Annotated in this window: 15 protein-coding genes; 6 read left to right on the top strand and 9 right to left on the bottom strand. The window is 69.7% G+C overall.

Annotated elements, in window-relative coordinates:
- Positions 1 to 94: 94 nt before the first annotated feature.
- On the top strand, positions 95 to 733 hold the full coding sequence (gene pcp, locus C0012_RS10425; RefSeq protein WP_198411124.1) for a pyroglutamyl-peptidase I: 639 nt from the start codon (positions 95 to 97) through the stop codon (positions 731 to 733).
- A 22-nt stretch (positions 734 to 755) separates the two neighbouring features.
- Here the strand turns inward: pcp and C0012_RS10430 are convergent, their stop codons facing one another.
- The 3 genes from C0012_RS10430 to C0012_RS10440 are packed head-to-tail and all read right to left on the bottom strand — an operon-like array spanning position 756 to position 3,215.
- Positions 756 to 1,541, bottom strand: a complete 786-nt coding sequence (locus tag C0012_RS10430) for a thioesterase family protein (RefSeq protein WP_198411125.1) — start codon at positions 1,539 to 1,541, stop codon at positions 756 to 758.
- Positions 1,542 to 1,551: 10 nt separating this feature from the next.
- Positions 1,552 to 1,815 carry a hypothetical protein gene (locus tag C0012_RS10435; protein ID WP_110589917.1) on the bottom strand — a complete coding sequence of 88 codons (264 nt, stop codon included), beginning with the start codon at positions 1,813 to 1,815 and terminating at the stop codon, positions 1,552 to 1,554.
- The gene (locus C0012_RS10440; RefSeq protein ID WP_110589918.1) at positions 1,812 to 3,215 is read right to left on the bottom strand and encodes a PspC domain-containing protein; all 1,404 of its coding nucleotides are present in this window, start codon (positions 3,213 to 3,215) and stop codon (positions 1,812 to 1,814) included. Before C0012_RS10440 ends, C0012_RS10435 begins: the two co-directional genes overlap by 4 nt.
- Before the next feature lie 104 nt (positions 3,216 to 3,319).
- Between C0012_RS10440 and C0012_RS10445 the strand changes: the two genes are divergently transcribed.
- The 3 genes from C0012_RS10445 to C0012_RS10455 all read left to right on the top strand — a co-directional run bounded on the left by C0012_RS10445 (position 3,320) and on the right by C0012_RS10455 (position 5,928).
- Positions 3,320 to 4,516, top strand: a complete 1,197-nt coding sequence (locus C0012_RS10445) for an ATP-binding protein (protein WP_110589919.1) — start codon at positions 3,320 to 3,322, stop codon at positions 4,514 to 4,516.
- Entirely contained in the window at positions 4,509 to 5,168 is a 660-nt protein-coding gene (locus C0012_RS10450; protein WP_110589920.1) for a LuxR C-terminal-related transcriptional regulator, read from the top strand. The genes C0012_RS10445 and C0012_RS10450 overlap by 8 nt, the downstream gene beginning before the upstream one ends.
- Positions 5,169 to 5,268: 100 nt before the next feature.
- Complete coding sequence (locus tag C0012_RS10455) at positions 5,269 to 5,928, top strand: YitT family protein (protein ID WP_110589921.1); 660 nt, start codon at positions 5,269 to 5,271, stop codon at positions 5,926 to 5,928.
- Positions 5,929 to 6,067: 139 nt separating this feature from the next.
- Here the strand turns inward: C0012_RS10455 and C0012_RS10460 are convergent, their stop codons facing one another.
- The gene (locus C0012_RS10460) at positions 6,068 to 7,585 is read right to left on the bottom strand and encodes an MFS transporter (protein WP_198411126.1); all 1,518 of its coding nucleotides are present in this window, start codon (positions 7,583 to 7,585) and stop codon (positions 6,068 to 6,070) included.
- A 90-nt stretch (positions 7,586 to 7,675) separates the two neighbouring features.
- Here C0012_RS10460 and C0012_RS10465 point away from each other — a divergent pair, with 90 nt between their 5' ends.
- On the top strand, positions 7,676 to 8,215 hold the full coding sequence (locus C0012_RS10465; RefSeq protein ID WP_110589922.1) for a TetR/AcrR family transcriptional regulator: 540 nt from the start codon (positions 7,676 to 7,678) through the stop codon (positions 8,213 to 8,215).
- A 12-nt stretch (positions 8,216 to 8,227) separates the two neighbouring features.
- On the opposite strand, the gene iolB is transcribed toward C0012_RS10465, so the two are convergent.
- The 3 genes from iolB to C0012_RS10480 all read right to left on the bottom strand — a co-directional run bounded on the left by iolB (position 8,228) and on the right by C0012_RS10480 (position 11,878).
- Positions 8,228 to 9,103 (bottom strand): 5-deoxy-glucuronate isomerase, encoded by an 876-nt coding sequence (gene iolB, locus C0012_RS10470; protein ID WP_110589923.1) that lies wholly within the window; start codon positions 9,101 to 9,103, stop codon positions 8,228 to 8,230.
- A gap of 88 nt (positions 9,104 to 9,191) precedes the next feature.
- Positions 9,192 to 10,439 (bottom strand): serine hydrolase domain-containing protein, encoded by a 1,248-nt coding sequence (locus C0012_RS10475; RefSeq protein ID WP_110589924.1) that lies wholly within the window; start codon positions 10,437 to 10,439, stop codon positions 9,192 to 9,194.
- A gap of 65 nt (positions 10,440 to 10,504) precedes the next feature.
- Positions 10,505 to 11,878 carry an ATP-dependent DNA helicase gene (locus tag C0012_RS10480; protein WP_110590009.1) on the bottom strand — a complete coding sequence of 458 codons (1,374 nt, stop codon included), beginning with the start codon at positions 11,876 to 11,878 and terminating at the stop codon, positions 10,505 to 10,507.
- 84 nt (positions 11,879 to 11,962) lie between these two features.
- On the opposite strand from C0012_RS10480, the gene C0012_RS10485 reads away from it, so the two are divergent.
- The gene (locus C0012_RS10485; protein WP_162621920.1) at positions 11,963 to 13,060 is read left to right on the top strand and encodes a hypothetical protein; all 1,098 of its coding nucleotides are present in this window, start codon (positions 11,963 to 11,965) and stop codon (positions 13,058 to 13,060) included.
- Positions 13,061 to 13,067: 7 nt separating this feature from the next.
- On the opposite strand, the gene C0012_RS10490 is transcribed toward C0012_RS10485, so the two are convergent.
- Positions 13,068 to 15,044: a cytochrome c oxidase assembly protein gene (locus C0012_RS10490; protein ID WP_110589926.1), complete on the bottom strand. Its 1,977-nt coding sequence runs from the start codon at positions 15,042 to 15,044 to the stop codon at positions 13,068 to 13,070.
- A gap of 179 nt (positions 15,045 to 15,223) precedes the next feature.
- Positions 15,224 to 15,511 (bottom strand): HU family DNA-binding protein, encoded by a 288-nt coding sequence (locus C0012_RS10495; RefSeq protein WP_110589927.1) that lies wholly within the window; start codon positions 15,509 to 15,511, stop codon positions 15,224 to 15,226.
- Positions 15,512 to 15,602: the final 91 nt, after the last annotated feature.

A 15,602-nucleotide genomic window follows, 5' to 3' on the forward strand; every position in this document is an offset into this window, starting at 1 on the left:
CAACCGGACTTAATCGGGTAAGTCAAGGGTGTGAGCTCCCGGCATCTGTGGCGAGGCGACGGGAACGCCCGGCGCCCCGCCCTATCCTTTCCGGATGGCCACGATCCTCCTCACCGGCTTCGAGCCTTTCGGCGACGACGCACGCAACCCCTCCGGCGAGGCGGTCACCGAGATCAGCCGGCGGTGGGGCGGGAACGATCACCTCGTCACCGCCGTGCTCCCCGTCGCCTTCGACGAGGCCGCCGCGGCCCTGCGGGCGCTCATCGCCGCGTACGCTCCGGATATCGTGATCGCGACGGGCCTCGCGGGCGGTCGCACGCGCGTCACGCCGGAGCGCGTCGCGATCAATCTGCGCGATGCGCGGATTCCCGACAACTCGGGAGCCGTGCCGATCGATGAACCGTGCGTCGAAGGCGGGCCATCCGCGCACTTCGCCACGCTCCCCGTGAAGGCGATCGCCCGCGCGATCGACGGATCCGGGATCCCCTCAGCCGTGTCGCACACGGCCGGCACCTTCGTCTGCAATCACGTCATGTACGTCGCCCTCGACGAGGCCGCGCAGCGCCCGGGGATGCGGGCGGGGTTCGTCCACGTGCCGTGGTCCGATGAGACGGCACCCGGCGGCGCGCCGTCGCTGCCTTCCGCGGCACTCGTGCGCGCGCTCGAACTCGCCGTGCGCACGACGCTCGCGCACGCCCGCGACGTCGACGTCTCGGCCGGCACGCTGCACTGAGCCCGGCCGCACCCGGGGCCGCTCAGGCGCGCCGCGGCCGCACGGTCAGCGTCTGCGAAACGCGGCCGAAGGATCCCCCATCATCGTGCAGCACGGCCGACGTCAGGCCGTGCCCGTCGGGGCCGAACGCGACCGAGGTGTCGAACCCCACCCATCCGCGGCGCGGGCGACGGAACACGTGCAGCGTGAGATCGATGTTCGGGAACAGGACCTCGTCGGGCGCGGCGCGCGGCACCATGCCGTTGGCGAGGTCGAAGAGGCGCGCGGCGCGAGCGAGATCCGAGGCGCCCTCTCCCGCGACGAGGTCGAGATCGCTCTGGGCCCAGAACACGCCGCGACCGGGCTGCCACTCGCCCCGGCGCACCTCGATCGACCGCACGAATCCGCCCGACCACTCGTCCTGCGATGCCACGGGCATCGTGTCGGGGCCGGCGATCCGTGCGTCATGGTCGCCCGCGATCGAGGCGGTGTCGCCCGCGCGCTGCAGCCAGGCGCGGGCCGCGAGCACCGTCCGCTCACCCTGGCTGAGCGTCGCCTCGACCAGCTCGATCGTCCGTCCGGGCCGGACGACGCGGGTGTCGACCCGCAGCGGATCCAGGGGGAAGGCGCCGAAGATGTCGTACGCGACCCGCGTCACGGTCAGCGCGTCCTCGCCGCGACGCGCGGCCGCATCGCGCTCGACCTCGTGCAGGAGAAGCCCGATGAACGGTGCGATGTGCACCTCGTCGGGGTTCCATGCGCCGCTTGTGGCGGGCGTCGGCTGGAGTTCGCGCGCGCTGATGCGCTCGAAGTAGCTCGTGGGTTTCACGCGGGTGATCCTAGTCGCGCGCAGCCCTCCGACGGGCGCGGCGCACGAGGGCGACGGCAGCGAGCGCCAGGACCACCGTGCCCACAGCGACCACCGACAGGAACGGCAGCGTCGATGGGCCGACGCTGAAGGCGACAGGTCGCGACCACTCTTGGAGCACGTCCAGGATGCCCTCGTCCAGCGCCACGACGAGACCGGACACCGCGCCGAGCGCGAAGAGGGCACCGAAGACGATCCCCGCCCATCGGATCCCCGGCCGCTTGTCTGCACTCATCGTCGATCCTCCACCTGGATGCGCACATCGCCGCTCGTCTGGGCAATTTCGATCGTGCGCGTGGCCTGCTCTTCCTCCGCGTCGATGACCCAGCGATACCCGCCGTCCGGGCGGGGAGAGAGGAAACGCTCGGCCCATTCCCCCTCGTCGTTCCACTGCGACACGATCACGTTCCCCTCATCTGTGTGTACGCGCACGTCGACGTCGACATCCTCATAGACGGTGACGAGCGTGTCGCCCGTGCCCTTCGTCACCGTCGTGACGCCGTCACCGCCGTCCCACGAACCGACCTCGAGATACAGCAGCCCGAACGGCTGGTCGATGGCCAGCGGCCCATCGCTCGGATAGCGCACAGCCCCCGGCGGCACGAAGCCTTCGAGGGCCGCGCGTCCGATGCCGGATCCGCCGAGCAGCAGCGCGGCGATCGTCGCGAGCGCGAGGAAGCCGCTGCGGCGACGCAGGACGCCCGCCGTCACCATGGCCAGCGCCAGGACGGCCGCTCCCCCGAAGGCCCCCGCCGTCACGGCCGTCTCGACCCCGTGATCGACGATGGTCGCAGCGCCCACTGCACCCCCGACGAGCAGCGCGAGGCCGACGGCGACGCCGATGAACGCGAGGGACGTGCGCGGACGTGCGGCGCGGCGCTCGGCGCGCATTCGCGCGGCCTCCGCCCGGAAGGCCGCCTGCTGCGCGCGACGCAGCTCGCGCTCGGCGGCGCGGGGATCCTGTTCCTGCACGGCGAGCGCACGGCGCCACTCATCATGCTGCCGACGCCATGCGGCGTACTGCTCACGCCACGCGTCCATGTCCCCGCCGCCTTCGGGAGGCGCCGGCGCCTCGCCAGGCGAATGGGGCGGGGCGGCGCCCGAAGCCGCCCCGCCGGTGGCGTCGGCCCCCACAGCCTCGCCACGGACCCCCTCGATGAGGGGGGAGTCGATGTGCACCGGCGCGCGACGCGCGAACCAGATGAGGGTCGCGATCGTCACCAGGAGGAAACCGCCCCAGAGCAGGAGCGGAACGGCCGAAACCGTGAGGCCGTACATCAGATCGTAGGCCAGGAGGATTCGCGCGGCGACGACCGTCGCCAGGGATCCGATCGTCGCGACGACGACCGTCAGCAGCAGTCCCACCCGTTCCCCGACGCGCCCGCGGCCGAAGACGCGCCTCCCCTCCCCATCGGGCAGCTCCGCCCACGCGATCGCATACATCCACAGGGCGGGGAACCCGATCGCGGCCGTCACCGCGAACGCGCCGCGTACGATGAGCGGATCCACGCCGAGCCGCCGCGCGATCGCGCTCGCGACACCGCCGATCCAGCCGTCGCGACGCACGTATCCGAGGTCGTCCACCCATGCACGGAAGGAACCCTCGCGGGGCACGGAGGACTGCTGATCGGTCATACATCGATCGTGCCCGCTCGGAGTCCGCTCCCGCCATGAGGGATCCCCCTGACTCGTCCCTGAGCCCCGGAGCGGATGTCGGTGGTCGGTGGTTACATGAATGCATGACCGCGATCGCCCTCCCGATGCCGCCCCCCGCTCCGCCCCTGCGGCGACCGCGGCACGCGGCCGTGTCGGGCGTCGCGGCGGCCGTGGCCGAGCACCTCGATTGGCGGGCCGGCCCCGTCCGCGCGCTGTTCGTCGTCAGCACGGGGCTGTTCGGCCTTGGCGCCCTGCTGTACCTGTGGCTGTGGGCCTTCGTGCCGCGCGAGGCCGGAGACGCGCACGCAACGCGACGCGTTCCGGTCGCCGTGATCCTGCTCGCCGCCGCGGGGGTCTGCGGCCTTCTCACGCTCCCGTATCTCTTCGAGGCGACCGCCTATGGGTATGTGAGTCCGATCATCCCGGCCATGCTCGTCGCGATCACGACTTTCGCCGTGTCCGCGGGCGTGTGGTCGTCTCTCGTCGACCGCGCGGATCCGGCGCGCGGCCCGCGTCACGTCGCCGTCGTGCGCACGATCGCGACCGGCCTCCTCGCCGCGACCGCGGTGACAAGCATCCAGGCGTCGCCCGGCTCTTCGGCGGGGCCGCTGCTCGCCCTCCTCGCCCTCGCCGCCCTCCTCGGCATCGCCTTCGTGTGGTCGTCGTCCTGGATCCAGCGCTTCCGCGAGCTGCAGATCGCGCGCATCGCGGGCATCCGCGAGGAGCAGCGCGCTGCGATGGCCGCGCACCTGCACGACTCGGTTCTGCAGACGCTCGCGCTCATCCAGAACCGCGCCGGAGCATCGAGCGAGGCCGGGCGGCTCGCCCGCGCACAGGAGCGCGAGCTGCGCGCATGGCTCTACGACGGCGACACCCCCGCCGACAGCGATCTCGCGACCGATCTGCGCGACTACGGCTCGGCGCTCGAACTCGACTACTCAGCGGCGGTGACGGTCGTCGCGACGGGCGCCTCGACCGAACGCGCCACGGGCGAGGTCGCCGCCGCCGCCCGGGAGGCGATGCTCAATGCGGCGCGCCACGCGGGCGGTGAGGTATCGGTGTACATCGAGGGGTCAGTGGGGGCCGTCGACGTCTATGTCCGCGACCGCGGCGAGGGCTTCGACCTCGATGCCGTCCCCGACGACCGGCTCGGCGTGCGCGAATCGATCATCGGGCGCATGCGGCGCGCAGGCGGATCCGCCGTCGTCACGCAGGGCGCCACGGGCGGCACCGAGGTGCACATCCGTCACCCCTCACGGCAGGAGGCGCCACGTGCCTGATCTGACCGTCGTGATCGTCGACGACCACTCGATCTTCCGCTCCGGGCTGCGGCACGACCTCGACGACTCGATCGATGTCGTCGGCGAGGCTGCCGACGTCGATCAGGCTGTCGCCATCATCACCGAGATGCGGCCCGATGTCGTCCTCCTCGACGTACACCTCCCCGGATCCGCGAGCGCCGCGACGGGAGGCGAAGACATCCTGCGCCAAGCCGCTCCCGTCGTCCCGGCGACGAAGTTCCTCGCGCTGAGCGTCTCCGACGCGGCCGAGGACGTCGTGGGAGTGATCCGCGCGGGTGCCCGCGGATACATCACGAAGGGCGCCTCCGGATCCGACGTGTCGCGCGCCGTCCACACCGTCGCGAGCGGAGACGCCGTGTTCTCGCCACGCCTCGCGGGATTCGTGATCGACGCGTTCGGCGCCGCGGCCGGCGAGACCGCGCAGGCCGACGACGAGCTCGACCGCCTCTCGGCGCGCGAGCAGGAGGTCATGCGGTACATCGCCCGCGGCTACGCATACAAGGAGGTCGCGGCCGAGCTCTTCATTTCGGTGAAGACGGTCGAATCCCACGTCTCGGCCGTGCTGCGCAAGCTCCAGCTGTCGTCCCGCCACGAACTCACGGCCTGGGCATCGGCACGTCGGCTGCTCTGATCGCCAGACTGCGATCTTAACGTCATCACAACCCGTCAGTTCGCTCACTTCTTCACCCTGAACTTGCGCGATCCGCTCACCACGCCGCAAGCTCGAAGGGATGACCAGCGAGATCCCCGTCCCCCACCCGACTCCCACGCACTCGATCGTGGACGACATCCTCGGGATCCTCTGCGGCACCGTCGTCATCTCGATCGGCCTGTTCCTGTTGCGCGCGGGAGGGGTCGTGTCAGGCGGAACCGCGGGCGTCTCGCTGCTTCTCGACTACGCGACGCCGGCGCCCTTCGGCGTGCTGTTCTTCGCGGTCAACATCCCCTTCTTCCTCCTCGCGATCCGCAGCAAAGGGTGGGGGTTCGTCCTCCGCAGCTGCCTGGCGATCACGCTCGTTTCGGCGGCCGCATCGTTCCACGCGATTCCCGGGATCGGAGTCCTCGGCGTCATCGAGCTGAACCCCTTCTACGCAGCCGTCGTCGGGTCCGCCATCGCCGGCGTCGGGGTCATCATCATGTTCCGCCACGGCGCGAGCATGGGCGGGTTCAACATCGTCGGCCTCCTGCTGCAGGAGCGGTTCCACCTTCGCGCGGGCTACGTGATGATGGTGCTCGACACGGTCGTGGTGCTCGCCTCGTTATCGGTCGCCCCGTGGCACGTCGTCCTCGCGTCCGCGATCGGCGTCGTCGTGATGAACCTCATCATCGCGGTGAACCACCGCCCGGGCCGATACGTCGCGCTGCCGGCGCGGATCCGCGCGCCACACTGACCGCCGGTCCCGGAAGGGACCGGCGCCGTGGCGTGCCGATTCGACACCTGGGGCTGCGCTATACCGACATCAGAGGTTGCGCTAAACCGACATTGGCCGCCGCCGCCTCCGCCGGAAGCCCCCAAGAACAGCGGATCCGTCAGCGCGTGCGCACGGACGGGATGACCCGCCAGGCGATGACCGCCGCGATCGCGACGAGAACAGCCGCAACGACCGAGGCCTGCTGCATGGCGATCGTGAACGCCTCGCGCCCCGCGGCGAGCGCGGCCTCCGATCCGCCCACGTCGTGCGCGGCGCTGGCCAACTGCGGAAGCGACTCGTCGGCCGCCCTGCGCAGCGACGCAGAAGTGCCCGCCGGCAGCTCGAGAGCTGCGCGGTACATCGCGCTGTGCAGCGACCCGAGCACGGCGATGCCGAGCGCCACTCCGAGTTCGTATCCCATCTCCGAGATCGAGGACGCGGCGCCGGCGCGGTCGCGCGGGACGGCCGCGACGACGGCGTCGGTCGCGACCGCCGTCGCGACGCCGATCCCGACGCCGACGAGCGCCAGCGCCGCCGCGATCCACGCGTAGCCGGGCATCGCCTCCGCGACCGCGAGGCCGGCGAGGCCCACCGCGACGACGACGAGCCCGGCGCCGATCGCACGCCCCTGCCCGAAGCGCGCCACGATCATCGCGATGAACGCGACGATAACGACGGATCCGATCGAGAGCGGCAGCTCGCCGAGCCCCGCCTCGAACGGTGAGAATCCGCGCACGAGCTGCAGGTACTGCGAGAAGAAGAAGATCAGGCCGCTGAAGGCGAAGACCGACACGAGGTTCGCCACGATCGCCCCGGAGAAGGCCGGAACCCGGAAGAGCGCCACGTCGACGAGCGGCACGGCGAGTGTGCGCTGGCGGCGCACGAATGCCCACCCCGCGGCGACGCCCACGACGAGGGCGATCACCTCGGCCAGACCGATCTGTCCCTTTGCCGCGTGCTTGATCGCGAACACGACGGGCACGATCGCGACGATCGACAACAGGGACGAGACGAGGTCGATGGGTCCCGGGGCCGCGGAGCGCGACTCGGGCAGCAGGAAGACGCCAAGAGCAACCACGACAACGATGACGAGCACGTTGATGAGGAAGACGGATCCCCACCAGAAGTGCTCGAGCAACGCGCCGCCGACGAGCGGCCCGGCGGCAGCGCCGACGGTGAAACCGACCGACCAGACCGCGATCGCCAGGGTGCGCTGTTGCGGGATGCGGAACATGTCGCGAATGATCGCGAGGGTGGACGGCATGATCGTGGCGCCCGCAACGCCCAGGAGGGCGCGGGCCGCGATGAGCGCTGCGGCGGTCGGCGCGAACGCGGCGACGATCGAGGCGAGCCCGAAGGCGACCGCACCGATCAGCAGGAGCCGCTTGCGCCCGATGCGGTCCGAGATGTTGCCCATCGTGACGAGCAGCCCCGCGATCGCGAAAGAGTAGGCATCGCCGATCCAGAGCACCTCGGTCGCCGTCGGGTTCAGGGCTTCCGTGAGCGCGGGGATCGCGAGTGCGAGGACGGTCGCGTCGACGGCCAGGAGAACGATGACGAGCGTCAGGACCATGAGCGCGACCCACTGCCGCGCGCCTGCCCGTACTTCGCGACGGATCGTATCTGTCTTCACCATGAGAGTTACTGTACCGTACGGTCGGTATAGTAACTGGGCAGATCATGGGCAACGCGGCTAGCCTGGACCGAACGTCAGCGAGAGGATCCGATGAGCCGCCCCAGCGCCAGACAGGAAGTCGAGGAGGCCGCCCTCCGCGTCGCGTCGCGCGTCGGGCTCGGCGCCCTCACCTACGAGGCCGTCGCGACCGAAGCCGGCAAGACAAAGGGAGGAATCCTCTACCACTTCCCTTCGAAGGAAGACCTCGCCCGCGCCGTCATCGAACGCCTCATCGGCGCCTGGGAAGACGATGCACTGCGCCACCTCGGCACGCCGTTCGACGCCGCGTCGCGCGAAGACCGGATCGCCGCCTTCCTGCTGTCATCGATCGATACCGAGGGCGAGATCGACGCCGTAGGAGACCTGTCGGTCCTCGTCGACGTGATGCACGACAGCGAGCTCGCGAGCGTATGGATCGCGTTCCGCGACCGCTGGGTGGGGGACGTCGCGACGCTCACGCTGCAGCAGCAGGTGGCCCTCGCCGCCGCCGACGGAATCTGGGTCGACGAGGCGATGCAGCAGGCCCCCTACCCGGCCACGCGCCGCGACGAGATCGTGTCCGAGCTGCTGCGCATGGTGCGTGGCGACTGACGCGACATCACTTCACTGCCCGCTCGGACGCCCCTCGCGCGTCGCGCGGGGATCCGGATCGAGCGACTCCCATCGCTTCGCCACCCACGCATCCTCGTCGATGTTCGTGATGTTCCAGCTGCGCCCCGTGGATCCCGCCATCACGTTCAGGTAGTACAGATCGCTCTCGGGCGGCGCCGTCACGGGCCCATGCCACCCAAAGGGCACGAGCACCGCGTCGCCCGAGCGCACCTCCTCGGCGACGTCGATCTCGCCCGCCTCAGAGGACGAGACCCGCATGAGACCGTAGCCGTCAGCCCCCGGCGTCGGTGCGGCCTCGAAGTAGTAGATCTCCTCGAGCTGCGACTCGTGCTCCCCCGCCGTGTCGTGCTTGTGCCGGGGGATCCCCGACCAATTGCCGCCGGGATTGATGACCTCGACGGCGATGAGGTGATCGGCATCGACGACGCTCGCATTGCCGAAGTCGCGGACGCGACGCGACCAGGCGCCCGCGCCGCGGACGAAGACAGGGACGTCGTCCGCCGCGACGTACTGCACGGGGAAACGGTTCTCCGCTCGGGCGGTCGGGATCGCGAGACGCCCGCCGCCGACCGCCGTCACGGTGACGTGCGCGTCGCGGGGCACGTAGAGCACGTCGGTCGGCCCGTCGAAGACGCCCGCCCGCCCGACGAGATCCCAGTCACCCTCGCCGTCGACGCCGACGCGATACCCGCCCTCGAGAGGAACGAGCATGACCTCGTCGCCGGCCGTCGAGAATGAGACCGCCTGCCCGGGGTCGAGCGAAAGGGATCGGATGCCGCTGTAAGCCCACCCGGCCCGCTCGGGAGTGATGTCCATCGCCCACTCATCGTGCGCCGTCTCGCCGGCGGGAATTCGGTACTCGCCCATCGCTGCGCCCCTTCGCGTCCATCGAGTATCAATGTCCTGTCAAACGGACATAGACAGCGTACCGCGTGAAGACGCCTGCGCGCTCGGACTATTCCACGGGGCAGACCGCGGCCGCTCCGACCGCGTCGTGCGCCTGGGCCGCCGTCCACGGCAGCGAAGCGCCGGAGTCGCCCTCGCCCGGCACCTCCATCGCAAGTGCAGCGAGCTCGCGTGCGAGCGCTCCCGCGAGCTCTCCGCCCCCGGCAGAATCGTTGAGCACCACGACGACCGTCAGCCCCGTATCGACATCGCTGTAGGCAGCCGTGCTGTACCCGGGGATCCCTCCCTGCTGCCCGATCATCGACCCGAACAGGCGATTGCCGCCCGCGGCGCGCACCCACTGGTCGCCGTCGGCAGAGACGGGAAGCGACTCGGCCCAGCGCGGCTCGAGCTCGTCACTCGATCCCGCGCGATCAGCGAGATCGGCCGTGTAGTCGCGCAGGTCGTCGAGGGTCGTGACGATCCCGCTATCGGCATACCCCATCGACGCGGACAGTTCCGTCCATTCCATCGGGTCTGCCTCGCAGCCCTCACGCCTGATCTGCGCCGTCGTGTAGTACCCGGGAAGGGCGTTCGTGCCGGGCGCTCCCGAAGCGTCCGATGGCAGGAAGGTGTTCTCAAGCCCCTGCGGCTCGGCAACGTGCTTCGCATACAGGTCGTGAAGCGATGTATGCGACGCGTTCTCGAGCGCGATGCCGAGGAGGAAGTAGGCGGTGTCCGAGTCTCTCCAGCTCTCCGTGCTGCGGAGCCCCTCGCCGAGGCCGGACGAGGCGAACTCACGCGGGTTCCATACGCGATCGCTGTTCGCGAAGATGTGCTGCCACAGCCCCGGCCGCGACGGAGCGAGGCCCGCGACTCCGTCGCACAGATCCACGAGCGTGACGTCTTCGAGCTGAGGCACGCTCGGCACGAACGTGGTGATCGAGTCGTCGAGGTCCACCGCGCCGCCGTCCATGGCGTAGAGGAGGTCGCACGTCATCGACCGCGTGATCTCGCCTGCACGGAACGACATCGACGTGTCCGGCGCCGTACCAGAGCCGGGCGCGGTCTCGCCGACCCCTGACTCCCAGGCTCCGGCCCACGGCACCCAGACGCCGACGATTGCGCCCGGCGCACCCCCGGCGGTCATCGCGCGCTCCGTGGCGGACTGCATGCGCTCGACGACGTCGTCCGGCAGCGGATCCAGATCATCGTCGGGCGCCGGCGTCGCTCCGCTCGTGCATCCGGCGAGCGCCAGCGCGCCGATGACGGCCGTGACGATACCGAAGACCCGTCCACGACGGTGCGAGAAACCCATGTGACCCCCTGGAATGCAGACTGCCCCGTAGTCTATGCGGTGAGCGAATGCGTGCCTCTCGGGGATCACCCGGATGCGGCCCGCATCTCTGCCCCCTGCTTCTCCCACGCGTTCTTCATGAAGCGACGCACGTCCTCGTCGACGCGGATGTCGCGCGGACGCAGCGGCCGCGTGAGATACAGGCCGTCGAGCGATGTCAGACGCGACAGCGCGACGTAGGTCTGCCCCGGCGCGAACGCACCCGATCCGAGATCCACGATGGCGCGGTCGTATGTCTTGCCCTGCGACTTGTGGATCGTCACGGCCCACGCCAGACGAAGCGGAAACTGCGTGAACTCCGCGGCGACGTCACGGGAGAGCTTCTTCTGGAACGAGTCGTAGGCGTAGCGGTACTTCTCCCAGACGGCTGGCTCGACATCGAACTCGTCGCCGTCGACGTCGACGCGCACGCTGTCCCCCTGGATCCGGGTGACGGTCCCGATCGTGCCGTTGACCCAGCGAGGCGGCTCGCCGCCGGATCCGACGTCGTTGCGGAGGAACATCACCTGCGCCCCCACCTTGAGCTTCAGATGCTCGTCGGCCGGATAGACGTCGCCGCGCCCGAAATCGCCCGAGATCTCGGCCACAGCCGTCTGCTCGCGCCCGGGGAGCGCCTCGAGGTGCTTCGCATTGATCGCGTTCACGCGATCATTGCGCGTCGCGAGCGTGATGACCGGATCACCTCCCTCGTCGGGCGGCGTGCGGGCGCCGGCCTCGTTGAGAGTCTGCGCGATGTCCGCCGTGACCCGGCCGTAGCGCACGGCGTTGAGCATCGTCTTGAACACGTCGTCGCCCTGACGGTGGATTTGCGTGAGCTCGCGAATGTGCAGCTCGGCGCCGTGCCGCCCCATCTCGAGGAGACCGTCGCCCGCCTGATCGCCCGCCCAGACCTTCGCATCGAAGAACCAGAACGAGCGGTAGTGGTCGGCGATGTACTTCGCCTCATCGCCGCGCGGGGGCACCGGCGCCAGCTGATACGGATCCCCGAACATGACGATCTGCACGCCCCCGAACGGCTCGCGGCGCCGGGCGCGCGCCTGCCGCAGCGAACGGTCGATGCCGTCCATGAGATCGGCGTTCACCATCGAGATCTCGTCGATGACGAGGGTGTCGATCGCGTTCAGCAGCTTCCGTGTCGCATCCGACTGATCGATGTCACTGTCGGCGATGAGCCCGATGGGCAGCTTGAACAGCGAGTGGATCGTCTGCCCCTCGACATTCAACGCCGCGACGCCCGTCGGCGCGCAGATCGCGATCTGCTTCTTCGTGTTCCACGTCAGGTGCCGCAGAAGCGTCGACTTCCCCGTTCCCGCACGGCCCGTGACGAACACGTGCTCCTGCGTGTCCTCGATGAGCCGGAACAACGCCTCCTGCTCGGCGGAGAGGGCGGGAGTGGGCATCTCACCATCGTACGAGAGCACGGTCGTGCAACGACTGGCCTGTGGAGAGGTGTTCCACAGGCTCGGCGTTTCTAGACTGTGCGCATGCCCTCCGGATCCGACGCGCCGCCTCGCACGCGCGGCTCGTCCCATCTGGCCCTGCAGCTGGTCGCCGCACTGTGCCTCTTCGCGCTCCTCCTCGGCGCGATCGTCATCGGCTTCCTCTCGCTGCACCGGGAGTTCTGGAGCGCGAGCGCATTCGCCGAGCGATACGTCGAGAGGATCGCCGACGCGGACGCGCCGGGCGCGCTCGCGATGCCGGGCGTCGCGCCCGAGTTCGCCGAGCTCGAGGACATCGAGCGGGGATACGCCTCCGAGACGCTCCTGCGGTCGGCGACCCTCACGAGCGAGATCACCGACATCGACGCGATCGACGAGCGCACCATCACGGATGGCGAGGATGAGTTCACCGAGGTCACGGTCGAGTTCACCCTCGACGGCCGCGAGGATCAGATGGTGTTCCGCGTCGAGCAGGCCGACTCGACCGGCCTCGTCCCCGAGTGGCGTTTCGCCGAGAGTCCCCTCTCGATCGTCGACCTGACCGTACGCGGCTCGTGGCGCTTCACCGTCAACGACTTCGAGATCGACAAGCGGCAGATCTCGCCCGCCGGGATCGAGGCCGAGCCGCTCGACCCCGTCTCGCTCCTGACGTTCTCACCCGGCTCCTACGACATCGCGGTCGACACCGCGGCGACGACTGCGCCCCCGCGCACCGTGCGGTCGACGGGCCTGCTCGAGACGATCCCGATCGACATCCAGACGCAGCCCACCGATCAGCTCAGCGATGTCGTGCAGACGAAGGTCGAGGAGTACCTCGTCTCGACGTGCACAACGCAGGCTGTGCTGCAGCCGTCCGGATGCCCGTTCGGCGCGCCAGCCGAGGTCTCGGCCTCGGGCATCGCCCAGTCCGACATCACGTGGGAGATCGCTGAGCCGCCGCGCACCGCCCTCGTGCCCGCAGAGGACGATTGGGAGGTCTCCGCGACCTCGGGAATGGCACGCCTGTCGCTCACGGTGCGCGACTACATCACGGGCGCGTTCGTCCCCGTCGAACGCGACGTGTACTTCACGATGGTCGCCGACGTGGACGTGCGCGACGACGGCACCGTCCACATCACGATCGACCGCGCCGGCGACGGCTGAGTCGCCGCTACAGCCCCCGCGCCCGGTCGCGCGCTGCCATCTCTGCGAGGCGGGCGTTGTACTCTTCCAGCTCGGCGTCGCCCGTGCGGTCGGCGTGCCGATCGCGGCGCTTCTGCTGGCGTTCGTCGCTGCGGCTCCACTGGATCGCAACCGTGATCGCCGTGATGACGGTCGGGATCTCGCCGATCGACCACGCGATCCCCCCGCCCGTGTACTGATCTTCGAGCGGCGTCGGCCCCCAATCGCGCCCCATGGATCCGTACCACTCGGCGACCATCAGCCCCTCCTGGCTCATGATCGCGATGCCGAAGAACGCGTGCATCGCCATGACGACGATGAGCAGCACGAGCCGCCCCGCGTACGGGAGGCGCCACGGGACGGGGTCGATGCCCACGAGGGTCGTCGCGAACAGGTAGCCGGTGATGAGGAAGTGGGCCACCATCCACTCGTGGCCCAGGTGGTCGTAGAGGCTCCACCGGAACAGATCGGTGAAGTAGAAGGCCCACAGCGACCCGATGAACAGCCCCGCCGCGACGAACGGATTCGTGAGAACCTTCGCGACAGGGTTGTGCACGAGCCACAGGACCCACTCCCGTCCGCCGCGAGTGCCGTCGTCTCGCTTTCCGATCGCGCGGGACGCGAGCGTGACCGGTGCGGCTGCGACGAGCATGAGCGGGATGTCCATGCTGAGGAGCATGTGCAGCAGCATGTGCATGCTGAACAGGTAGTGCCCGTAGGCGTTGAGCGGCCCGCACGTGACCCACAGCAGCTGCGCGATACCGAGCATCCAGAACACGGTCCGGTACACGGGCCACGCGTCGCCGCGCCGGCGCAGGCGCCGCACGCCCGCCGCGTAGAAGAAGATCGCGAACATCCCGATGAGCAGCCAGAGCGGATCGATCTCCCACTGCGTGAACCAAGCGCTCGCCGTCAGCTCCGGCGGCAGCGGCGCGTCGCTGAGGATCTCGGCCGGCGTCTCAAGGATCGGCGCCACATCCTCCGTGAGCGGTGACGCGGATCGCGCAAGCGCGGCGGCGGCGCCGGAGGCGATCCCCATGAACACGAACTCCAGCGCGAGCACGGCCCAGAAGATCGCATGCTTCTCGGTGCTCTTCGCGATGAGACGACGGCGATACCAGGCTCCCAGCACCCCCATCGCCACGAGCATGACGATCTTCACGAGCAGGACGATGCCGTACGGATCCGCGATCAGCTGATCGAGGGAGGCGATCGACGCGAGCGAACGCAGGAAGCCCGATATCGCGACGACGATGAACGCGACGAGCGCGATCGACGAGTAGCGTTCGAGGACGCGCCGCATGCGCCCGGGTTCCAGCACGGGCCGGATCGCGACGAGCAGGACGAGCCCTCCCAACCAGACGGCCGCCCCGACCGTGTGCACGGCGATCGCCGTGACGACGAGGTTGTGATCGGCGAGGTCACCAGAATGGCTCTGCGTCGCCATCGGCACGAGGCTCGCACCCGCGAGGACGGCGGTCAGCAGCGTCGAGGTCCAGCCACGCACGGCGAACGCCAGCACGGTGACGACGCCGCCCGCGATCGTCTGGAGGAGCCACGCCTGCCCGATCTCCCGCGTCGTCAGGTAGTTGCCGAGCTGGGCGCCGAACTCCGAGCCAAGCGACAGCTGCGGGTTCAGACCCAGCATGTAGTTGAGGAACGTCGTCGCCCCGCTCGAGATCGTGAAGACGGCGGCGCCGATCGACGCCGTGTCGAGGGCGACCTCGAACGCGCGTTCCTTGGGCGCGAGCGCGAACAGCGCGACGACGAGGGATCCGAGCATGACCGCACCCGAGATGTTCACCACGAGCTTGGCCACGGGAAGCGACCAGCGGACCACGGGACCGGGATCCTGCAGGGGGAGGGGATCCGCGCCTCCCGCGATGACGAGGGACCCGACGAGCGCGACTCCCGCCGCGAGAAGGAGGATGACGGGCCCGGCGGCCCGCAGAGCGCGGGGATTCACGCGCTCGATCCTATGCCGACCGGCTGAGCACGCTCTCCGGCCCCCGAGTCCACAAGTCTTTGTCGAGTCCGCTGCGAATCGCAACGGACTCGACGAAGACTTGTGGAGATGTGGGGCCCAGACGCGTCGCGGGCGCCCTCCCCGGAGGGAGAGCGCCCGCGGCGTCAGACGACGTCGTCTTACTTGACGGCGGCCTTGAGCTTGGAGCCCGCGGTCACCTTGACGCGCTTGCCGGCCGGGATCTTGATCTCGGCACCGGTCTGCGGGTTACGGCCCGTGCGGGCGGCGGTGTCGACCTGCTCGAATGCGATCCAGCCGGGGATCGAGACCTTCGAGCCCTTGGCGACGGCGCCGGAGACCGTCTCGAAGAGCGCGTCGAGGATCCCCGAGACCTTCGCCTGGCTGTCTCCCGTGGCGCTCGCGATGCTCGCGACGAGCTCGGTCTTGGTGATGTTCTTGTCGGCCATTGTGTTCCTCCATCGGCACCGGAGCGCCGTGACGAATCGTGGGACCGAGAGCGCCAGCCCCCGGCTCGGTCGTGCGACCGAGCACAAAACT

This window comes from Microbacterium suaedae (genome assembly GCF_003254645.1).
In the GTDB taxonomy this organism is placed as follows: Bacteria; Actinomycetota; Actinomycetes; order Actinomycetales; family Microbacteriaceae; genus Microbacterium; species Microbacterium suaedae.